Consider the following 21,213-nt stretch of genomic DNA (forward strand, 5'->3'; position numbering starts at 1 on the left):
AACCCAGGGTTTAATCCCTTGTTAAGCAATTCTGCCAACTCTGGATCCTTGTAGCATGGGACCTGCGCCGGACGGGGCGCTGGCCCTGCCGGGGCAGGAGACGCGCCATGTCGGTGTTTTGGGGACGTCAGGACGACAGGGCGCGGGGATGCCTGCGATGACACCGCAGGAGCGAGACGAGGGCAGCTCGCTCCTGCGGCCACGCTCCGAGGGGCCGGTGGCCGAGCGTCTGGGGGCAACCTCGGCCGGGGCCGAGATGCGCCTGGCGCTGGAGGCCCAGCTGCGGCTGGTGCAGCGCGGTCTGGGCCTGAGGGCGCTGGCCGTCCAGATCCGCGAGGGGGCCGTGCCGGGGCTTGCGATGCCCGCCGTGATGAGCGGCGACAGCGAAGGCTTTGATATCCTGCGTGCGGCGCTGCGCGGCCGCCATCTGCATGCCGCCGAAGATCCCCGCACCGGGCCATGGCTGCGCAGCCTGCGCCTGGTCTCGGGGGCCGAGGTCGGCCTGCTGGTGCTGTTGCCGGGGACCGGGCTGACCCCTGCGGTCCTGGATGCCGCCGCCGCCGCCTTCGAGGCGCTGTTGCAGGGCTGGTCCGACCGCAGCCGGCTGGAACAGGACCTGGCCGAGAGCCGGCGCCTGGGCACCCGGTTGCAGGACCTGGCCGAACGCGATCCGCTGACCCAGGTGCTGAACCGCGCAGCCTTTGCAGCCCGGATGCGCACCCGCCTGGCCGAGACCTGCGGCGCCATCGCCTTCGTGCTGATCGACATCGACCATTTCAAGAAGATCAACGACCTATATGGTCATCCCTACGGTGACCAGTTTCTGCGCACCGTGGCCGAGGCCATTGCCGGCTGCATGGCCGGTCAGGGGCTGGCAGGGCGGCTGGGCGGCGATGAATTCGGCCTGCTGCTGGAGCTTCCCGCGCCTTGTCGCGGCACTGTCCAATCGGTGATGATGCAGTGCCGCAACAGCATCCTGCGGGCCTGCGCAGTGCTGAACCGCCCCGAACTGGGCCGCGTCAGCATGGGGGCCGCGCTCAGCCCCGCCGATGGCAGCGATTACGAGACGCTTTACGAGCGCGCCGACCTTGCGCTTTATGCGGCGAAATGTTCGGGGCGTGGGATGTCGGTTCTCTATACCGCCGAGCACGGCGCCCGCCGCGACCAGGCCGAGCTGCTGAAAAGCTTTCGCCAGGCCTGCGAGGCCGGGCAGGTGCAGCCGCATTTCCAGCCGATCCGGCATCTGCCCTCGGGGCGGATCACCGGCTACGAAGTGCTTAGCCGCTGGCACAATCCGCGCCTGGGGCTGTTGCCGCCCGCCGCCTTTCAGGAGGTGTTCCGCGATCCCGCCCTGGCCTGCGCCCTGACGCGCCACATCACCCGGGCCGCCCTGGCCCGGTTCGCCGATGCCCTGCCACGGCTGGACCGCGATGCGCGGCTGTCGCTGAACCTGACCTATTTCGATCTGATCGACCGGGAATTCGTCTTCGATTTCCAGACTGCCCTGGCCGAAACCGGCATCGGCTGGAACCGCATCATGATCGAGGTCACGGAGACGGTGATACTGGACGAGGATTCGGGGCAGATCTTCCGCTCGCTCGAGGAATTGCGGCAGCGCGGTGCCAGGGTGGCGCTGGACGATTTCGGGACCGGCTACGGCGGGCTGCGGCACCTGCGCGACTGGCCCGTGGATCTGCTGAAGATCGACCGGTCCTTCGTGCAGGGGCTGTGCAGTGATGCGCGGGATCGGGCCATCGTGCGCTCGGTAGTGGCGCTGGCGCGCGATCTGGGCTATCCTGTGGTCGCGGAGGGGGTGGAAAACGACCAGCAGCTGCGCATGTTGCGTCTGCTGGGCTGCACATTCGGCCAAGGCTACGCTATCGGGCATCCGGAGCCGCTGGAACGGTTTGGGGCCGGTCCCGTTTCCACGTCGTCCATGAATCATGGCATCTCCCCTTGATATGCCGCAAATGCAGCCGGGGGCGCGGGCAGCCGCGCCGCGATGCCCCGGTTTCTTTTAAAATTTGGCAGGAACCCGGATCTTGGGACCATGGATCTGACAGCAACCGCCCTCGAGCACGGAACCCATCCGCTGGTGGCTATCGCGGCCTCGGCCGGCGGGCTGGAGCCGCTCGAGGCGTTCTTTGCCGCCGCTCCCGAAACCGCCGGCTGGAGCTACGTGGTGATCCGCCACCTGCCCGCCGATGGGGTGTCGCATCTGGACCGGCTGCTGGCGCGCCAGTCGGGGCTGCGCATCCTGGAGCTGGCCGATGGTATGACGCTGCAGCCGGACACGCTGTACCTCAGTCCGCCGGGGCATCTGGTCGAGCTGCACGAGGAACAGTTCCGCACCCGTCCGGCCCGCCGGGGGGCGGGGCAGGGGCCGCTCCGGCCGATCGACGTGTTCTTCACCTCGCTCAGCGAACGCGATCCGCGCGCCAGCTTTGCCGTGGTGCTGTCGGGGGCCGGGTCGGATGGCGCCGAGGGGGCGCAGGCCTTGCGCCGGGCCGGCGCCATGGTGCTGGTGCAATCCCCGCAGGAGGCCGATTTCCCCTCGATGCCGAGCGCGGTGCTGAAGGCGGGGGCCGCCAACCGCGTGCTGCCCGCCGCCGAGATCCCCGAAGCGATCCGGGCCCGCATTCAGGATGCCGATGCGCCCGCGCCGCCGCTGCAGCCGGTGGCGCGCACCGCGGCCCAGGCTTTGCTGGAACGCCTGCAGCAAGAGCACGGCCTGGATCTGGCGGCCTATCGCCCGCAGGGGCTGATGGGCGGGCTGGAGGCCTGGCGCAGCCGCCGCAACCTGGCCTCGCTGAACGAGGGGCGCGACCTGATGATCGCCCGCCCCGAGTTGCAGGAGGAGCTTTACGAGGCCCTGTTCTCTAAAGGGGCGGGTTTCTACCGCGATCCTGATGCCATCCGGGCGCTGCGCCGCGAGGCGCTGGAGCCGATGCTGGCCGAGGCCGCCCCGGGCCGTGCCTTCCGCATCTGGGTGCCGGGCTGCGCGGGGGGCGAAGAGGCCTATACCATCGCCATCGAGATGGCCGAGGTGATGCGCACCCTCGGCATCGACCGCAGCTTTCGCATCATCGCCACCGACCTGCACCGCGGCGCCATCGACCGGGGTTCGGCCGGGCGTTACAGCGCGGCCGCGCTCGCGCCTGTCGCCGAAGATCTGCGCACGCGCTATTTTCGTCCCGATGGGACGGGCGGCTTTGTCATCGACCCGATGTTGCGCCAGCGGGTGATTTTTTCGGTCCATGACGTGCTGTCGGACCCGCCGTTCATGAACCTCGATCTGATCTCGTGCCGGAACCTCTTGGGTCTGCTGACCGAGGAAGCGCAGCTGCGGGTGCTGTCGATGTTCATCTTCGGCCTGCGTCCGGGCGGGCATCTGCTGCTGGGGCCGCAGGAAAGCCTGGGTCGGCACGTCATCCACTTCCGCATTCTCGACAGCCGCTGGCGGCTGTTCCGTGGCGCCATGAAGGGGCGGGTGCTGGATCCGGCCATGCTGCCGCAGCGCCCCGCCACCCCCGGGACCGACCCGCAGGAGGACCCGCCCGCCGCCGATGCGCCGCGCGACCGGCGTGGTGACAGCAGCCGCGTCTGGGAGGCGCTGCTGGGGCGGCATGACCGATCCGAAATGGTGGTCGCCCCCTGGGGCCAGGTCGTCGCCGTTTTCGGGGCCGCCGCGCGCTATGTCAGCGTGCCGCCTGGCGGCGACCGCTCGATCCGGGCGGCGCTGCATCATGACCTGCAATTCCCGGTCTCGGTGGCGCTTGGCCGGCTGCGGCAGGATCAGCTGGACCGGTTCGAACGCGACATCAGCCTGCATGACGGCAGTGGCCACAGGCACGACCTGCACCTGACCTGCACACCGCTGTCGATGCCCTCGGGGCCGGATTTCCTGCTGCTGGAGCTGGAAGATATGGCGGGCGCGGCCGCCAGTGTCATCCCGGTGTCGCAGGGCGCGGGCGAAGAGGCGCGGCTGCGCTACCGCCTGCAGGCGCTGGAACGCGACCTGCGGCTGACGGAACATACGCTGGCGCGGATGACCGAAAAGCTGGAGGCCAGCAGCGAAGAGCTGGAAAGCTCGAACGAGGAGCTTCTGGCCACCAACGAGGAATTGCAGACCTCCAACGAAGAACTGCAAAGCTCGAACGAGGAGCTGCATGTGGTCAACGAGCAGCTGGTGACGCTGACCGCCGCGCACGAGACCAGGATGCTGGCCATGGAAGAGGCCGCGCAGGACATGACGCGGATCCTTGAGGGGCTGGGCCTGGGGGTGCTGCTGCTGGACGAAGGGCTGCGGATCTGCCGGTTCGGCGGCCGGGCCGGGCAGGATTTCGGCCTGGAGGAGGATGATCTGGGTCAGCCGCTGGCGCGGGTGGCCGCGCAGATCGCGCTGGCCGATCTTCAGGCCCTGGCCGAGGGCATCCTGGCGGGCGATGCGCCCGGGGCCTCGGTGACAGGGGCCTTCGGGGGGGCGCCGATGCAGCTGCGCCTCAGCCTGCTGGCGCCGCGCCGCCCCGGCGAGGGGCGGCTGATCCTGCTGACCTGCACCCGCCCCGACGCCTGGGACTGACCTGCGGGTTCCGTGCTTGCGGCCGTGCTGCCCCTGCCGCAAGGGCCGCTGCCCCGGCGTGGCATCCGGTCCGGTGGGATCGGGGCGCAGGCCCTGGCGGATCGGGTGCCGCTGCACAGGCCCCGGGCGGATCCGCATGGCCCGCCCTGCAGTCGACCCGCGCCCTGGCCTGGTGCTGAGGTGCCCGGATCGCAACCGTTACGCGCCCCGACAGTGCGCCCTTTCGTGGGCTCTCATTGCCAAGCTGATGAAACGAAAAGGAGGCCGACGCGCAGGAAGCGACCTGCGCGCTGACGACTTTTCCCATCAGGCTGCTCGTCTGATTGCTGTGCCCCTTTGCGTCCAGTCAGATCCTCTGGCAATGCCGGGCGCATGCTTTTGACGATACGCAAGGCGGGGGCAGAACGGGGGGATGTCAGGGCGTGATTTTCCGCACGGAGCGGGCCTGAGCATGCTTTCCGCCCGGGGCCTGGTCCAAGACATGCGCGGCAAGGGCATGCGGGGGGCGTCCTGAAACTGGCCTCTCACCCGGTCCCGAGGCGGGCATCGGGGCCCCCGGAGCCCCCTTGCAGGCAAAATGCCGGGGGAAGGGCCTTGGCACTGTCCCGGGCGGCCCCCGGGGCTAGAGGATGAAATGAGCCGCCGTCAGGTCGGTGATATGGACGCCCGCCACCAGAATGCGGTTGCCATCGCCATCCAGGATGGTCACCCCGGCGGCGGTGTCGACCAGGTGATGCGCGAACAGATCTTCGGCATCGGTGATGGCATCGACATCGCTCAGGTCGATCTTTTCCAGCGCGCCGGTGATGTCGAAATCGGTGATGATGTCCTGGCCAAAGTCGTTGTGGAAGACGAAGGTATCGGCATTGAAATCGCCGGTCAGCCGGTCGTTGCCGGTGCCGCCATCCAGCGTGTCACGACCCGATCCGCCCGACAGCCGGTCATCGCCTGATCCGCCCATCAGCAGGTCGTTGCCGGTGCCGCCCAGCAGGTTGTCGCCGCCGCCACCGCCAAGCAGACGGTCGTTTCCGGCCTCGCCGAACAGGCCGTCGCCGGTGTCGCCGCCGTCCAGCAGATCATCCCCCGATCCGCCGAACAGCCGGTCCAGCCCCTCGCCGCCGAACAGGCTGTCCTGGCCGGTGCCGCCGAACAGGTTGTCGGCCTGTCGCCCGCCGTCCAGCCAGTCATCGCCGGAACCGGCTTCCAGCCGGTCATAGCCGCCTTCCCCCTTCAGCGTGTCGTTGCCCGCATCGCCGAACAGCCGGTCCTGACCGGTGCCGCCCAGCAGCAGGTCATTGTCGCGGTCGCCATGCAGCCAGTCGTTCTCGGATCCGCCAAAGAGGCTGTCGTCGCCCGATCCGCCATACATGTGATCAAAGCCCTGTTCGCCCACCAGCCGGTCCCGCCCGCTGCCGCCATAGATCGTGTCGGAATGCCGCCCGCCGTTCAGCACGTCGTTGCCGGCCTCTCCGTAGAGGGTGTCCATGCCGCCGTCGCCGGTGACGGAATCGTCGCCCTGGTCGCCATGCACCTCGTCGTCGCCGACATTGCCGATCACCATGTCGTCGCCGTCACCGCCCCAGGCATGGTCATTGCCCCAGCCGCCGCGCAGCTCGTCTGCCTCGGTGCCGCCGTCCAGCGTATCGTCGCCCGAGCCCCCCAGCAGCTGGTCGCGGCCGCCTTCGCCATAGAGGGAATCCGCCCCGTCACCGCCTTTCAGCGCATCCCGGCCGGCGCCGGCCGACAGGATGTCGTTGCCGCGCCCCCCCAGCAGGTGATTGGCGGCCGAACTGCCGGTGATCGTATCGTTGCCATCGCCGCCGGCGACATTTTCAAAACTGCCGGTCAGGCTGGCCCAGGTCTGGCCATCCACCCGCAGGCTGCCAGAGGTATCGCCCAGCCGCAGCTGGGCATTGCCGCTAAGTGCGGCCAGGTTGATCCAGTCGCTGCCGCCGTCGGAATCGGTGATCTGGCCGCGGCTGCCCTGTGCCGCCTTCAGGGCCTGGAAATCATCGGTGAAGGTATAGATCTGGTCGGTACTGGCCTTCTGCCCCTCGAAGGTCATGCCGAAGCCGCGCAGCAGGCCGGTATCGCGCTCTGCGTGATCGGTGGCCTGCAGGCGCCAGGTGCCCTGCTGGCTGATGCCGCGCAGCGAGGTGATGCCGAAGGTCCAGGACCCGTCAAAGCTGTTGCTGCCATCCCGGGCCAGCAGGTCGACCTCGGTCCCGTCCGGGGCGATCAGCACCAGCGTCAGATCCGAGATCCAGCTGTGCTTGAAGTCGACCGTGACATAGACGTGGTCCAGCACGATGTCGCCGCTGGCGGCGGTATAGCTCAGCTCGGACGTGCCCAGGTCCTCGATCGCGACGGGGGTTTCGGGAATGCAGGCAATGGTGCGGCTGACCTGCCGGTCGGCCGTGTCGGGGGCCATCAGGCTCCAGACCTCGGCCATGCGCACTGCCGCACGGGCATCGATCATGCCATAGCCGTAGTTGACGTGATAGCTGAGGCCGCCGCCATTCCAGGTGGTGGCGCCATTGGCGAACCAGCTCGAGACCTCATAGCCCTGCGCCCCGCTGCCAAAGCCCGAACCGGTCTGGCCAGCCGAGACCGCCAGGATGTTCTGCACGTCCGTCCAGTGCAGCCGGGCATTGGCCTGAAGCATCAGCGCCGCCACCCCCGAGACAACGGGCGTGGCGGCAGAGGTGCCGCCGAAGGTCGTCGTGCTGTCGCCCGAGCTGTATCCGGCGGTGCTGGTCATGTCGGTGGTGATCGAGGCCGCCGGGGCGGCGACCAGGATGTTGTGGCCCCAGTTGGAATAGCTGGCGACATTGCCCTTGGTGTCGGTGGCGGCGACCACGATCATCTCGTGCAGGTTGTTCAGCCCGTCGCCATGGCCATTGCCGTAGATCCCCAGGGCGGCGGCATAGGCGTCGTTGGCCTCGTTGCCGACGGCCTTGGTAAAGACCGTGCCCAGCCCGTGGCGTCCGGTCTCGGCCGCCATGCGGATGCCGGCGGCCTCGCGCGCCACCTGGCTTTGGGCATCGCTGAGGCTGGCATGGTAATTGAACCCCGGCAGTGACCCCCAGGAATTGTTGACCACGTCAAAGCGCGCGGCCTCTTCGAAGATGCGGAAAAAGTCCTTGGCCGACAGGTAGATCGCATCACGGACGTAGTCGACCGAGGTGATATGCGCCCCGTAGGCGACGCCCAGACCGCCGGATCCGTTGTCGGCGGCGGCAATGATCCCGGCCACGGCCGTGCCGTGACCGGCGTCACTGCTGTTGGGCGTGCCATTCAGGAAGTCGTATTCCAGCGAGGCATCGTAATTGGCGATCAGGTCGGATTGTCCGGCCTCGACGCCCTCGTCGAAGATGCCGATGCGGATGCCGGCGCCGGTGTAGTCCTGCCAGACGTCCTCGATCCCGCCAAGAAGCGAGAAATGCCACTGCTGCTTGTAAAGCGGGTTCAGGCCCGTGGGCATCTGGGGTCTCCGGGTGCGGTCGCGCGACAAGGCTAGGGGATGCGGGTTAATGGCTTCTGCCCTGCAGACGGATCCCTGAAGGGGAAATGAATAGGATTTTCAGTGTGTTCCCAGGTTTGGCCCCGCCTGTGCCCGGCTTTCGCCGCATTGCCCTGCCCCGATGCCGGTAACGAAGGCTTGACCAATCCGCCTTATCCCGGAAGCGGGCTGGTGCAGGACGGATCGACATGCAGGCGCAGGCAGACGGGCAGGAACGGCTTTTCGGGCATCTTTTCCTCAGCGTGGGGGCGATGAAGGCGGGGACGACCTGGCTGTTCTCGGTCCTGGAGCGCCACCCCGAGCTGCATTTCACCCCCGAGAAGGAGCTGCATTACTTCTATCACCGCTACTGCAATCCCGGGCAGTTGTCAGACCGCAACCGCCTGGCCCGTGTGCGCGAGCGTTACCTGGACCGCTACGACCCCGAGACCGCCAATCCCGACCGCATCCGCCTGCAACTGCACTGGGCGGCGCAGTACCTGTCGCGGCCGGTCGATGATTTCTGGTACCGCAACCTGTTCACCCGGCCGCGCGGAGAGCTTTATGCCTGCGATTTCTCGAACCTGCAGGCCCATCTGCCGCAGGAGGCCTGGACCGCGATCGAGGCCAGCTGCACCCGGCTGCGGGTGATCTACACCCTGCGCCATCCGGTCAGGCGACTGTGGAGCCACGTGAAATTCCACCTGCAGGTGACCGGGCAGCTGGACCGGCTGGCCAGCTGGGGCCCGGCCGAGCTGCAGCGCTTTCTGCGGCAGGAGTTCATCTGGTCGAACGCCGAATATGGCGCCGTGCTGCGGCGACTGGGCGCGGGGCTGTCGGCGGATGTGGTGCTGCCGCTCTTCTACGAGGACATGCGCAGCGATCCCCGTGGCGTGCTGGCCCGGATCGAGGCGCATCTGGGCATTCCCCCCCATGACTACCCCGAGGCGCTGGTGACGCGCCGGGTCAATGCCTCGGCCAGCCTGCCGATGCCCGAGTTCTTCCCCGCCCTGGTGGCCGAGGATGTCGCCCGCATCTGCGACGAGCTGCGCGCCCTGGGTCTGAGCCTGCCAGAAAGCTGGGACGCCTGACCCCCCGGCGAGGGGCGAACGTCGCACTGGTCGGCAAAGCGCTCTCCGGGGCGGCAATCCGTGTCTGGCGCGAACCGGTGGCGCATGTGCCTGCGGCACGTGCGCCCGTGCAAGCGGGCCCCTGGACGAAAGCCCCCCCCCCCCGACGTCTGCACGCCCGGGCCGGTGGCCGCAAATGGCCCTGCCTTGGGTGCAACCGGCGTGGCCTGATGCCTTGGCGGGCCTGCTCTGGCGTGGCCCCCTGTCGTGGTCGTGGTCGTGGTCGTGGTCGTGGTCGTGGTCGTGGTCGTGGTCGTGGTCGTGGTCGTGGTGCTGTGCGAAGGGGCCTGTCCGCCGGCGATGTCCGCGACTGACTTGGCAGAGGTTCAGGGCAGGGCGCGCCGGGGCAGGGCATCGGCCAGGGGGATCGGGTCGCGGTTCAGCAGCGGCCGTGTCAGCTCGACGAAGGCCTGTGCCTGCTCGGCAAAGCCGTCGAGGGGGACGGGCGCGACCTCGCGCGTGGGCTGGCGCAGGGTGCGCAGGATCTCGCGGCGCAGGGCTTCGGGCGGGGCGCCGATCGGCAGGGCATGGGCGCGGTCGGGCCCGGGATGTTCCATCGTGCCACCGCTGTCGGTCTGGATCACCCGGATGCCACGCGCCAGTGCCTCGCGCAGGGCCAGGCCGAAGGTTTCCTTCCATTGCGAGGGGAACAGCAGCACGTCCACCTGTGCCCAGAAGGCATCCATGCTGTGCTGTTCATAACGCGGATGCAGGCGCCAGTCGCCCGGCAGGGCCGAGAGGTCCTGGGATCGCCACCAGCTCTCGTGCAGGCCGCCATCTGCCAGCAGCACGCGGAAATCGCTGCGGCCCAGGCCCTCGAAGGCGCGGCGGATCAGCGGCCAGCCCTTCAGCGCCGAGGGGCCGCCGCAGAAGGCGAAGACGGTGCGCGGATCGGCGGCCCGGCGCGCGGCCTGGCGGGCGGCAAAGCCGGGGCCCGGGCGGGTGATGCCGTTGCGCCAGACCTCGGCCCGGGCGGGGGCCAGCCCCGAGGCCAGGCAGAGCCCGCGGGCGAAATCCGATGGGAAGGTCATCAGCGGCACTTCGGCTGCCACGTCGGCCAGCCGGTTCCGGCGGTGGCGCATCGGCGCCATGTCGGGGCCGCAGGACCGGCAGGCCTCGATCCGCACCGGGTCCTGGGCGCAATAGCGGCCGTCGGGGCGGATCATGAACTGGCGGTCGCAGATCCACCAGAAATCATGCGCCGAGACCACCACAGGCACCCCCGCCGTCCGCGCCGCCGCCAGCGGGGCGATGCCCAGTTCCTGGATGCAGTGCAGGTGCAGCAGGTCGGGCTGGAGCTGGTGCAGCAGGCGGGCAAAGACCTCTCCGACCTGGGGATTGTCGTACATCTGGGCATAGCCGCGCCGGGGGGGCAGGTTGATCAGCCAGCTGGCAATGGCGCCGCTTTGCGCGCGGCGCAGGGCATAGTCCGGCAGGTCGCGGCGGCTGACTGCCGAAACGGCGCTGACCTGCCAGCCGTGATGGGCATGCAGGGCACGGGCGACCTCTTCGGCGACGACGGTGGCGCCGCCATAGCTGTAGGGGGCAAAGAAGATGTTGCCGACAAGGACATGCGGGCGGCTCATGCGGCGATCCACCGGATCAGCCCGGGATCGACCACGGGAGACGACAGGCGGGCGCTCCAGCCCTCTTGCAGGATGGTGCGGGCGGCGGCGCCCATACGCGTTAGGGCTGCGCGGTCGCGGGCGGCTGCCTGCAGGGCCTCGGCCCAGTCGTCAGCCCCGGCCAGGACCCGGCCCGTGCCGCCGTCCTCGACCATGGCGGCCATGTCGGACCCCGCGGACACGAAGCTTGGCACCGCGACCGACGCCGCGTCGATCACCCGCACCGCGCTCTTGCAGCGGTTGAACAGGTCGTCCTGCAGCGGCAGCAGCGCCAGATGGCATTGTGCCAATTGCGCCAGATAGTCGGCATAGCCGGTGAAGGGATGGGATTCGATCTGTGGTCGCAGCCGGGCCGGCAGGCGGGCGGTGTCGAAATGGCCCAGAAGCACCAGCCGATGCGCCGGATCGCTGCGCAGCAGGGCTGCAACCGGTTCCGCGATCAGGGCAAAGTCGGCCTCATGGCCATGCGAACCGCTGGCAAAGCACAGCCGCAGCCCGCCCTGGGGCGGGGGCAGGGGGCGGGCCTCCAGCGTCTGGGCATCGGCGAAGTTGCGGCGCAGGAAGACCGGGCGCTGGGTGAATTCGCGGGCGTGGCGCTGCAGCGCCGGGGTCGAGACGCAGACCGCATCGGCGGCATTCATCACCTCGGCATAGGCGGGGGCCTCGGCGATGAAATGCTGGCGCAGGCCGGCCGGCAGGGCCTCCATATTGGCATAATCCGCATAGGCCGGCACCGAAAACAGCGGGTCGTCGATGTCATACAGCACCGGCAGACGCAGCCGTCGGGCCTCGTAAAGGTATTGCGTGACAAGAGGATGGCTGCGCAGGCGGTACAGGATCACATGGCTGGCATCCTGCAGGATATCCATGCAGCGCGGCACGTCCTCGTAATGCGAAAAGGCATAGTCGGCACCGGCCAGGCGGAACAGCTCGGCCGGTTGTTCGACCCGGTACTTGCGGCATTGGGGCAGGTTCAGATCGCCGATCAGGGCGATCTTGCGGCGCCGGTCGGTCGGCACCTGCGCAGGGATGCGAAAGCCGTGCCGCAGCGAAAGCTCGGTCCAGAAGCTTTGCAGATCGCCCGCCCCGGGCTGCCCCGCCTGCGGCTGCAGCATCGAGGGGCGCCCCCCCGCCTGCCACCACAGCCGCATGCGCCTCAGGGTCGCCCGGGCGCCCTCGTGGCGCAGGAAATGCAGCGCGCGCCGCAGCTGCCGGATGCCGATATGTCGTCCCATGATCCGTCCGTGAACCGCCTCTGGTCCAGCGTTACGCGCAACGTGCTGAAGAGACGGTTAATGGCATGCGGATCCCGGGAAATCGGCAAGGCGCACACCGGTCCTTAACGGCTGCGATGCCAGGGTCGCGTCAAAGCGAGGGATGCGGAGGCAAGATGCTGATCCTGATGGCCGTGAAGAATGGGGCCCCCTATCTGCCGGCACAGCTGGCCAGCCTGGAGGCCTCTTTGGCCGCGGGTTGGGCATTGCGGGTGGGCGACGACGGGTCCTCGGACGGGTCTGCCGAGATTGTGCGGGCCTTTGCCGCCGGTCAGCTGCCCGGCCGGGTGCGGCTGTCGCAGGGGCCGGGGCAGGGGGCCGCGGCGCATTTCCTGTCGCTTCTGGCAGGGCTGCCGGATCTGCCGGGGCTGGTGGCGCTGGCCGACCAGGACGACATCTGGCTGCCGGGCAAGCTGACGCGGGCGCAGACGCTGCTGAACCGCGTCCCGGGCCATGTGCCGGCCTTCGTCCATGCCCGCCGGATTGACTGGTGGCCGGTCCGGGACCGCCATCGCCTTTCGGCCCATCCCCGGCGCGCCCCGGGGTTCGAGAACGCCTTGCTAGAGAACGTGGCTTTCGGCAATACGCTGGTTTTGAACCCCGCGGCCGCCCGTCTGGCCCGGCAGGCCGCCCCGCGCGCGGGCGGGGTCTATGCTCATGACTGGTTTCTCTATCAGCTGCTGACCGGGGCCGGGGCTCTGGCGCTTTATGATCCGGAACCTGCGCTGCTGTACCGGTTGCACGGCGGCAATGTGATCGGCGTGCCACACTGGTTGGGCCGCAAGCGGGCGGTGCTGGGCGGCGTCTATGCCCGCCGCGTGGCCGCGCAGCTGCAGGCGCTGCAGGCCTGCGAAGACCTGTTGACCCCGGAAAACCGCACGACGCTGCACGCCTTTGCCCGGGCCCGGGTGGCCCCGCGGATGCGCCGCCTGGGCACGTTCCGCAAGCTGGGCCTGTACCGGCAGACCTGCCAGGGGCGGCTTGGATTCTGGGGGGGGGCGCTTCTTGGCCTGGTCTGATTCTGCTACGCCCGAGCCGCAGAAGATCATGCTGCTGGGCGGCGATGGCGGTTATTCCGGCGTGCCACGGCATCTGGCGCATCTGGTCGAGGGCGGCCGCGGCCTGGTGCGTTTCGTCGTGGTCAGCGATCTGGATCGCGGTGGCTATGCCTTCCTCAGACGGGCTCCGGCGCGGCACATGCAGGTGCGGGGCCTGTCGACCCGCGGCCGGCTGATCTGGCACCTGAGCGCGGCGCGCACCCTGCAGCGCCTGATCGAACGGGAACGTCCGGCGCTGGTCTGGGCCCATGCCCGCATGGCGGTGCTGCTGCTGCGGCTGTTGCTGATCCTCGGCCGGGTCTCTGGCCCGGAGGTTGCGGTGACCTATCACGGTCTGCCCTTCGGCCCGGGTCACCGGCGGCTCTGGGCGGGGCTGTCGCTGTGGTTCGAGCGCCGCTGCCTGGCGCGGGGGCCGCGCCAGACGCTGATCTTCCTGTCAGAGGGCGCGCGCGCGGCGCATCGCAATGCCGTTGGGGCCGCGCTTTGCGACCGGCACCGATGCCTGGTGCTGCCGAATTGCTCGGATCTGGGGATGGTGACGCGCCTCGACGAGGGGCCTGGCCGACGGCGCCTTCTGGTGATCGCCCGCCCCGGCTGGCAGAAGAACCTGGAGCGCGCCTTCCGCATCTTTGCCCATCTGCCCGGCCATTACCGGCTGAGCCTGGTGGGCGAGGGCACGGATCTGCCGCCCCTGCGCCAAATGGCGCGGCGTATCCTGGGGCCTGCGGCGGTGCGACGGGTCGAGTTCATCGGTCCGCTGGACGATCTCTCGGACAGCTTGGCGCGGTCTGATGCCTTCCTGCTGACCTCTCGCTACGAGGGGATGCCGATCGCCGCGCTGGAGGCGTTCGAGGCCGGTCTGCCGCTGGCGATGAGCGATCTGCCCGGCACCCGCGACATCCTGCAGGCCCATCCCCATGCCTGCGCTTTGACATCCGGCGGCGATCCCCGCGAGGATGCGCTGCGTGTCCTGGCCCTGACCGAAGCCTTCTGCCGCGATGCCGCCCGCCGCCAGGCCGAGATCCGGCACGCCTGGAGCCTGCATTACGCGCCGCTGGCCTGGTCGACCCGGATGCGGCGGATGCTGTTTTCCATCCTGCCCCCGCCTGGCCCGCCGCCCGCGCGCCGACAGACGGGGCCGGCGCGGGTGCTGCGCTTTCCCGATCGGGCGCCCCGGGCCGGGCCGGAGCAATCCCGTGATTCGTCCGGCCTGCCGGGGCAGGGGGGCTAGCGCCGGGTGTAGCGGATCACCGGCACGCGGACCGCAAAGCAGGTGCCCTGGCCCGGGGTCGAGGTCAGCGTCAGCTCATGCCCCAACAGGGTGCAGGCGCGCTCGACGATGGCCAGGCCCAGGCCCATGCCGTCGGTGGGGCTGACCGGGGCATTCAGGCGCTCGAACTCGCGGAAAATGTCTTTGCGGCGGTTCTCGGGAATGCCGGGGCCGGTGTCATGGACCTCGATCCGCAGGAAGCGGCCAGACCTGCGGGCGCCCAGCAGGACACGGCCGTTGGGGGTGTAGCGGATCGCATTGCTGAGCAGGTTCTGCAGGATCCGCCGCAGGTAGGTGGCATCACTGGCCACCACCGCCGCCGAGGGGCAGAGCCGCAGCGCCAGCCCGCGCGCCTGCGCCTGGGGCAGCATCTCGTCCGCCAGCTGGCGCATCAGGCGGTCGACGGGCACGGCGCCGACATGGACTTCGACCCGCCCGGAATCGAGGCGCGAGATATCCAGCAGCGCCCCCATCAGGTGCTCGACGCTTTCCAGCGCGCGCCGGGCCTTGCCCAGCACCGGGGCGGCCTGGGTGCCGATGCCGTTGTCCTCGGCCGCGGCCAGGAACAGCTTGGCCGCCGACAGCGGTTGCAGCAGATCGTGGCTGGCGGCGGCCACGAACCGCGTCTTCGAGGCATTGGCGCGCTCGGCCTCGGCCAGGGCGGCCTCCAGTTCTTCGGTGCGTTCGGCGACGCGGGCCTCGAGCATTTCATTGACGGCGCTCAGCGCCCGGGCGGCGGCGCGTTCGGCGGTGACATCGGTGACCGAGATGACGAAGCCGCGGTCCGGCATCTCCTGCGCCGAGACCGACAGGGTGCGGCTGGCGCCCTGGGCGATCTCGAAGATCAGGGGCGCGCGGCCATGCGACTGGCGGGTCCAGGCGCGCAGCCTTGTGGCATCGGTGGTGCCCAGAAAGGCGAACTGGCCGGCCATCCAGCCGATCAGCGCCTCGGCGTCGATGCCGATGTGGAAATTGCGGATCGGATAGGACAGCAGGTCGGCCAGCCGGGCATTCCAGCCCGCCAGCCGGCCGTCCCGGGTGAAGATGCAGACCCCCTGGTCCAGGTGATCAAGCGTCGCCCGGATCAGCCGCGCCTGGTCGTCCAGCATCCGCGCCCGCTCGCGCCGTTCGATGCGCATGATATCGGTGACGTCGGTCTGCAGGATGACGATGCCACCGTCGGGGGTGCGGTGTTCGCTGACCTGCAGCCAGCGGTTGCCGCGCAGGCGGACGTTGAACATGCCGTGCTGGTCGCCGTGGCGCGCCATCCGCCCGGCCCGCCATCCGGCCCGGGTTTCCCCCGCCGGCAGCATCAGGTGCCGGCTGTCGGACACCATCAGCACGTAATCGGTAAAGCTGAGCCCCGGCGCCAGCTGTGCCTGCACGTCCGGCAGTTGCAGCGCGAAACGCGAGTTGAACAGCACCAGTGCCTCGTCTGCGGAAAACAGCGCAAAGCCCTCCTGCACCGTCTCGATGGCATTGGTCAGGTTGGTGCGCGCCTCGTCGGCCTCGTGGCTGGCGGCGGCCAGCCGGGCGTTCGACTGGTTCAGCAGGTCGAGGGCGCGCTCCAGCTCGGCGGTGCGGGCGCGGACCTCCTGTTCCAGCAGGGCGGCGCGCTGGAACTGGGCAAAGGCGGTGCCGGGGGCGGCATTGGCCTGCTCGACCCGGTACATCAGCGCATCGGCAATGGTCAGCAGCTTGACCACCTGGGCGGTCGGCGGATCGTTTGGGTCCAGCAGGTCGCGGGCGGTCATGGGCGGGCCTCGGGGGGGTAGATGGCGACCCCGGTCAGGGTCTGGTTGACATGCAGCGCCCCCATCTGCTCGCCATAGGTCGAGAAGCCGCGCATCCGGTGTTCGCGCATCAGGCCGGACAGGGCGGCGGTCTGCTGGTGATGGCGCGCCTCCAGCCGGCGCAGCAGGCAGTCGCAGCCCAGCACGATGTCGGGACGGGCGTTGCGCGACAGCTCGGCCAGGGTCGAGGAAAGATGCCCGGCCATGTCGGTGCCCTGGGCGACGCTTAACACCAGCCCCAGGCCGATGGCGGAATAGAAATGCAGCGCCCCGTCATCGCCCACCCGCCGGATCGAGCGGACGTGGTATTCGCCCGCCACATGCACCACCAGCGGATGCGAGGCCAGGAAGGCATGGTCCAGCGCCGCGGCCGGAATGTCGAGCAGCCTTGCCAGTTCCCCCGCCGCCGGCGCCCCGTTGATCGAGGTCACGACCCGGCGTTCGGGATCGGCGCCGGTCACCACCATGCGCCGCGCGGTGGGGGCGAAATGGTCGGTCTTGAAGACCTTGACCGGGCAGGTGCCGCGCACCAGCAGCAGCGCCGCGCCGCCGGGCGCGATGCTGTCGCCGGCAAAGACGCGGGTGCTGTCGAAACGTTCCATGTCGCCGGCCGAGCCGCCGAACAGCGGCACCGAGCCAAGCGCCGCCGACACGCCCGGGGCCAGGTGGTCTTCCTGCTGCGACAGGCCGTCGATCAGCAGGAAGGCGAATTCGTGGCGCCAGTCGGGGGCGGCCCGGGCCAGCGCATTGCGGGTTTCCAGCATCTCGCGCATCAGCTGCTCGACCGGCAGCACCGAGGGCGGCGCCAGCGGCAGGACGGCGGCGCGGAAATGGCTGCGGGGCAGGCCGATGGCCAGCACGCGCCCCTCGGCATAGCCGGTCTCGTCGATCTCGCCGGCGGTGGTGCAGCCGATCAGCCGGGCGCCGTCCAGGTGCCGCGCGGCGCCGGCCAGCAGCGCCTCCAGGTCGCAGGCGGGGGCGGCGAACAGGATCACGGCCTCAAGCCCGGGACCAAGGGCGCCGGCCAGCAGGCGGGCGGCATCGGGGGCGCTGGCCGCGACCGAGGCAGCGCGGACGATGGGCGGGGGCGGGGTGCCGTCCGGGCCCTTGGGTGCAGTCATCAGGTGGTCCTCCCCGACCCCCCTCTCCCCGGGGATCGTCAGGGAAATTTGGCCTCTTGCCCGTCCTGTTGCAAGACGTTCGAGAAGCTGGCGCGGCTGGCCAGCAGCGCCGCCTGGGTGCGGCTTTGCACCCCGAGCTTGCGCATGATCGCCGTCATGTGCGCCTTGACCGTGGTTTCCGCGATCGACAGTTCATAGGCGATCTGCTTGTTCAGCTTGCCCTCGGTGATCAGGCTGAGGATGCGCGCCTGCTGGCCGGTCAGCATGGCGATGCGGGCCAGGGCCTCGTCGCGGCTGATGCCGTCGTCATCCTCTTCCTCGGCGGGCAGAAAGCCTTCGGGCAGGTAGGTGCCGCCGCGGCGCAGGGTCTCGAAGGCGGTGCGGAAGACCTCGCGCTGGCTGTGCTTGGGGATGTAGCCCGCCGCTCCCGCCTTCATGGCGGCGGCGACCACGCGGTCCTCGGCCATCGAGGACACCACGACCACCGGCACCCGCGCCGCGCCCTGCATGCGGATCAGCCCGTCAAGGCCGCGCACGTCCGGCAGGTTCAGGTCCAGCACCACGACATCGGGGGCACCGCCCCGGCGGACCTCTTCCAGGGCCTGTTCCAGGGTGGCGGCGGTGCGGATCTGGCTGATCCCGGCAACGCTGCCCAGGGTGATCGCCAGCGCGTCGCAGAACAGCGGGTGATCGTCCACCACCAGCGCCGAGCGCATCTGTCTGTCCGCCATCGGGTCCTCCCTGAACCTGGTGTCGCATCATAGCGGGGGCAGGGGGCCCCGCGCCAGAGCCTTCCATCCTAGACCGGGTGGCGGGGTCATGCACTTGGGCCTTGGTCGCAGGGCTACGACTTTGGTCGTATGGCGGTCCGGCGAACCGCAGGCCTAGCTTGACGTAGCGTCCGGTCCGCCCGCGGGCCGGAAGGCCAAGGGAGGACACATCATGAAGATCACCATGACGGTGAACGGACGCCCCTGCACCGCCGAGGTCGAGGGGCGGACGCTGCTCGTCCAGTTCCTGCGCGACATCCAGGGCCTGACCGGCACACATGTCGGCTGCGACACCTCGCAATGCGGGGCCTGCACGGTGCATGTGGACGGGCTGCAGGTGAAAAGCTGCACCATGTTCGCCGCCGAGGCCGAGGGCGCCCAGGTCACCACGATCGAGGGCATGGCCAATGCCGATGGCAGCCTGTCGGTGATCCAGCAGGCCTTTCAGGACCACCACGGCCTGCAATGCGGCTTCTGCACGCCGGGCATGGTGATGGCGGCGGCGGCGCTGCTGAAGGACAATCCCCGCCCCACCGAGGCCCAGGTCCGCGCGCATCTGGAGGGGAACCTCTGCCGCTGCACCGGCTACCACAACATCGTCAAGGCGATCCTCGCGGCCTCGGGCCAGCCGGTTGCCGTGGCGGCCGAATAGGCCGCCGTCACCCGACGGGCGCGTTGGGAGGCGTGCCCTTTCCAGAGGGAGGAGAGAATGCCTAAGGACGGCATCGGCGCCAGCCCCAAGCGGCGCGAGGACATCCGTTTCCTGACCGGTCGCGGCCGGTACACGGACGACATCAATCTGGCCCGCCAGGCGCATGTGCATTTCCTGCGCGCCGACGTGGCCCATGCCAGGATCAACGGCATCGACACCGGCACGGCCGCCGTCATGCCCGGGGTGCTGCGCATCTTCACCGGCCGCGATTTCGCTGCCTTGGGCGGTCTGCCCTGCGGCTGGCAGGTCACCGACCGCGAGGGCCAGCCCATGCAGGAACCCCGGCATCCGGTGCTGGCCGACGGCAAGATCCGCCATGTCGGGGAAATCGTTGCCGCCGTGGTGGCCGAGACCCTCGAGCAGGCCCGCGACGCCGCCGAGGCGATCGAACTGGACCTGACCGAGCTTCCGGCCGTCATCGACATGAAGGCCGCCTGCGAAGCGGGGGCCACGAAGGTGCATGACGATCTGACCTCGAACCTGTGCTACAGCTGGGGCTTCGTCGAGGACAACCGCGAGGCCGTCGACCGCGCCATTGCCGCGGCCGCCCATGTCACCACGCTGGATCTGGTCAACAACCGCCTGGTCGCCAACCCGATGGAACCCCGCGTGGCGATTGGTGATTATGCCTTCCACGACGACAGTTCCACGCTTTACACCACCTCGCAGAACCCGCATGTGATCCGGCTGCTGATGGGCGCCTTCGTGCTGGGCATCCCGGAACACAAGCTGCGCGTGGTGGCGCCCGACGTGGGCGGCGGCTTTGGCACCAAGATCTTTCACTATGCCGAAGAGGCCTTTGTCACCTTCGCCGCCAAGGAACTGAAGCGGCCGGTGAAATGGACCTCGACCCGGTCCGAGGCCTTCATCAGCGATGCCCATGGCCGCGATCACGTCACCAGGATCGAGCTGGCGCTGGATGCCGAGCACAACTTTACCGCGCTGCGCTGCCTGACCTATGCCAACATGGGCGCCTATCTGTCGACCTTCGCGCCCTCGGTGCCGACCTGGCTGCATGGCACGCTGCTGGCCGGGAATTATCGCACGCCGCTGATCTACACCAATGTGCGCGCGGTCTTCACCAACACGGTGCCGGTCGATGCCTATCGCGGCGCCGGCCGCCCCGAGGCGACCTTTCAGCTAGAGCGCGTCATCGACAAGGCGGCGCGGGAATTGGGCGTTGATCCGGCGGCGCTGCGGCGGCAGAACTTCATCCGCAAGGACCAGTTCCCCTATGCGACCCCGGTGGCCGTCGAATACGACACCGGCGATTACGAGGCGACGCTGGACACCTGTCTGGGGCTGGCCGATTACGCGGGCTTTGCCGCCCGGGCCGAGGCCTCGAAGGCCCGGGGCCGGCTGCGCGGCATCGGTCTGGCGCATTACATCGAGGCCTGCGGCATCGCGCCCTCGAACCTGGTGGGGCAGCTGGGCGCCCGCGCCGGGCTTTATGAATCGGCCACGGTCCGGGTCACGGCCACCGGCGGGATCGTGGTCATGACGGGGTCCCATTCCCATGGGCAGGGGCACGAGACCTCTTTCCCTCAGGTCGTGGCCGACATGATCGGCATTGATGCCTCGCAGGTCGAGATCGTTCATGGCGATACGGCCAATACGCCCATGGGAATGGGCACTTACGGGTCGCGCTCGATCGCGGTCGGGGGCTCGGCGATGGTGCGGGCGACGGAAAAGATCATCGCCAAGGCGAAGAAGATCGCGGGCCACATGCTGGAGGCTTCGGATCAGGACATCGAACTGAAGGAGGGCCGTTTCAGCGTTGCGGGCACCGACCGGTCGCTGGCCTGGTCCGAGGTGACGCTGGCCGCCTACGTGCCGCACAACTACCCCCTGGACGAGATCGAGCCGGGCCTGGAGGAAACCGCCTTCTACGATCCGGCGAATTTCACCTATCCCTCGGGCTGTTACATCTGCGAGGTCGAGGTCGATCCCGACACCGGCCGGGTCGAGATCTGCAGCTTCACTGCCGCCGATGATTTCGGCACCATCATCAACCCGATGATCGTCGAGGGGCAGGTCCAGGGCGGCATCGGCCAAGGCATCGGCCAGGCGCTGCTGGAACATTGCCGCTACGATGCGGACGGGCAACTGCTGTCGGCCAGCTACATGGATTACGCCATGCCGCGGGCCTCGGACGTGCCGGGGATCGTGGTGGACCATTCCTGCTGCACGCCCTGTACCCACAATCCGCTGGGGGTGAAGGGCTGTGGCGAGGCCGGGGCGATCGGGTCTCCGCCGGCGGTGGTCAATGCGGTGATCGACGCGCTGCAGCGCGCCGGCCACCCGGTCGCGCATATCGACATGCCATTGTCGCCCGCCCGCGTCTGGGCGGCGATGCACAGCTGAAGGGAGATCCCG

At 69.2% G+C, this 21,213-nt stretch carries 13 protein-coding genes; 7 read left to right on the plus strand and 6 right to left on the minus strand.

The window, feature by feature from the left end; all coding sequences use genetic code 11:
- The first annotated feature begins 157 nt into the window (after nt 1-157).
- Nucleotides 158-1,960 (plus strand): putative bifunctional diguanylate cyclase/phosphodiesterase, encoded by a 1,803-nt coding sequence (locus AC2ITM_RS02725; protein ID WP_486468307.1) that lies wholly within the window; start codon nt 158-160, stop codon nt 1,958-1,960.
- Between the two features lie 90 nt (nt 1,961-2,050).
- On the plus strand, nt 2,051-4,582 hold the full coding sequence (locus AC2ITM_RS02730; protein ID WP_486468308.1) for a chemotaxis protein CheB: 2,532 nt from the start codon (nt 2,051-2,053) through the stop codon (nt 4,580-4,582).
- A gap of 622 nt (nt 4,583-5,204) precedes the next feature.
- On the opposite strand, the gene AC2ITM_RS02735 is transcribed toward AC2ITM_RS02730, so the two are convergent.
- On the minus strand, nt 5,205-8,066 hold the full coding sequence (locus AC2ITM_RS02735; RefSeq protein WP_486468309.1) for a S8 family serine peptidase: 2,862 nt from the start codon (nt 8,064-8,066) through the stop codon (nt 5,205-5,207).
- Nucleotides 8,067-8,293: 227 nt separating this feature from the next.
- On the opposite strand from AC2ITM_RS02735, the gene AC2ITM_RS02740 reads away from it, so the two are divergent.
- Nucleotides 8,294-9,175 carry a sulfotransferase gene (locus tag AC2ITM_RS02740; protein ID WP_486468310.1) on the plus strand — a complete coding sequence of 294 codons (882 nt, stop codon included), beginning with the start codon at nt 8,294-8,296 and terminating at the stop codon, nt 9,173-9,175.
- 365 nt (nt 9,176-9,540) lie between these two features.
- Here AC2ITM_RS02740 and AC2ITM_RS02745 read toward each other — a convergent pair whose 3' ends face one another.
- Together AC2ITM_RS02745 and AC2ITM_RS02750 are read right to left on the minus strand one after the other, a co-directional pair.
- Complete coding sequence (locus AC2ITM_RS02745) at nt 9,541-10,800, minus strand: glycosyltransferase (RefSeq protein ID WP_486468311.1); 1,260 nt, start codon at nt 10,798-10,800, stop codon at nt 9,541-9,543.
- Nucleotides 10,797-12,074, minus strand: a complete 1,278-nt coding sequence (locus AC2ITM_RS02750) for a glycosyltransferase (RefSeq protein WP_486468312.1) — start codon at nt 12,072-12,074, stop codon at nt 10,797-10,799. Before AC2ITM_RS02750 ends, AC2ITM_RS02745 begins: the two co-directional genes overlap by 4 nt.
- Nucleotides 12,075-12,229: 155 nt before the next feature.
- On the opposite strand from AC2ITM_RS02750, the gene AC2ITM_RS02755 reads away from it, so the two are divergent.
- Together AC2ITM_RS02755 and AC2ITM_RS02760 are read left to right on the plus strand one after the other, a co-directional pair.
- Nucleotides 12,230-13,132, plus strand: a complete 903-nt coding sequence (locus AC2ITM_RS02755) for a glycosyltransferase (RefSeq protein ID WP_486468313.1) — start codon at nt 12,230-12,232, stop codon at nt 13,130-13,132.
- On the plus strand, nt 13,119-14,402 hold the full coding sequence (locus AC2ITM_RS02760) for a glycosyltransferase family 4 protein (RefSeq protein WP_486468314.1): 1,284 nt from the start codon (nt 13,119-13,121) through the stop codon (nt 14,400-14,402). The genes AC2ITM_RS02755 and AC2ITM_RS02760 overlap by 14 nt, the downstream gene beginning before the upstream one ends.
- Here AC2ITM_RS02760 and AC2ITM_RS02765 read toward each other — a convergent pair.
- From AC2ITM_RS02765 to AC2ITM_RS02775, 3 genes are read right to left on the minus strand one after another with little or no spacing between them, the layout of a single operon-like run.
- Nucleotides 14,399-16,195 carry a sensor histidine kinase gene (locus AC2ITM_RS02765; RefSeq protein WP_486468315.1) on the minus strand — a complete coding sequence of 599 codons (1,797 nt, stop codon included), beginning with the start codon at nt 16,193-16,195 and terminating at the stop codon, nt 14,399-14,401. The genes AC2ITM_RS02760 and AC2ITM_RS02765 overlap by 4 nt on opposite strands.
- Entirely contained in the window at nt 16,192-17,355 is a 1,164-nt protein-coding gene (locus AC2ITM_RS02770; protein ID WP_486468316.1) for an FIST N-terminal domain-containing protein, read from the minus strand. The genes AC2ITM_RS02765 and AC2ITM_RS02770 overlap by 4 nt, the downstream gene beginning before the upstream one ends.
- A 38-nt stretch (nt 17,356-17,393) precedes the next feature.
- Entirely contained in the window at nt 17,394-18,086 is a 693-nt protein-coding gene (locus AC2ITM_RS02775) for a response regulator transcription factor (RefSeq protein WP_486468317.1), read from the minus strand.
- Nucleotides 18,087-18,294: 208 nt separating this feature from the next.
- Between AC2ITM_RS02775 and AC2ITM_RS02780 the strand changes: the two genes are divergently transcribed.
- Both AC2ITM_RS02780 and AC2ITM_RS02785 read left to right on the plus strand, forming a co-directional pair.
- Nucleotides 18,295-18,777 carry a (2Fe-2S)-binding protein gene (locus AC2ITM_RS02780; protein WP_486469381.1) on the plus strand — a complete coding sequence of 161 codons (483 nt, stop codon included), beginning with the start codon at nt 18,295-18,297 and terminating at the stop codon, nt 18,775-18,777.
- Between the two features lie 57 nt (nt 18,778-18,834).
- Complete coding sequence (locus AC2ITM_RS02785; RefSeq protein WP_486468318.1) at nt 18,835-21,201, plus strand: xanthine dehydrogenase family protein molybdopterin-binding subunit; 2,367 nt, start codon at nt 18,835-18,837, stop codon at nt 21,199-21,201.
- Nucleotides 21,202-21,213: the final 12 nt, after the last annotated feature.

This window comes from Pseudooceanicola sp. NS-SX9, assembly GCF_057380705.1.

Coding starts and splice junctions, on each gene's coding strand:
- AC2ITM_RS02725 (WP_486468307.1), top strand. CDS start 158: ATGACACCGCAGGAGCGAGACGAGGGCAGCTCGCTCCTGCGGCCACGC.
- AC2ITM_RS02730 (WP_486468308.1), top strand. CDS start 2,051: ATGGATCTGACAGCAACCGCCCTCGAGCACGGAACCCATCCGCTGGTG.
- AC2ITM_RS02735 (WP_486468309.1), bottom strand. CDS start 8,066: ATGCCCACGGGCCTGAACCCGCTTTACAAGCAGCAGTGGCATTTCTCG.
- AC2ITM_RS02740 (WP_486468310.1), top strand. CDS start 8,294: ATGCAGGCGCAGGCAGACGGGCAGGAACGGCTTTTCGGGCATCTTTTC.
- AC2ITM_RS02745 (WP_486468311.1), bottom strand. CDS start 10,800: ATGAGCCGCCCGCATGTCCTTGTCGGCAACATCTTCTTTGCCCCCTAC.
- AC2ITM_RS02750 (WP_486468312.1), bottom strand. CDS start 12,074: ATGGGACGACATATCGGCATCCGGCAGCTGCGGCGCGCGCTGCATTTC.
- AC2ITM_RS02755 (WP_486468313.1), top strand. CDS start 12,230: ATGCTGATCCTGATGGCCGTGAAGAATGGGGCCCCCTATCTGCCGGCA.
- AC2ITM_RS02765 (WP_486468315.1), bottom strand. CDS start 16,195: ATGACCGCCCGCGACCTGCTGGACCCAAACGATCCGCCGACCGCCCAG.
- AC2ITM_RS02770 (WP_486468316.1), bottom strand. CDS start 17,355: ATGACTGCACCCAAGGGCCCGGACGGCACCCCGCCCCCGCCCATCGTC.
- AC2ITM_RS02775 (WP_486468317.1), bottom strand. CDS start 18,086: ATGGCGGACAGACAGATGCGCTCGGCGCTGGTGGTGGACGATCACCCG.
- AC2ITM_RS02785 (WP_486468318.1), top strand. CDS start 18,835: ATGCCTAAGGACGGCATCGGCGCCAGCCCCAAGCGGCGCGAGGACATC.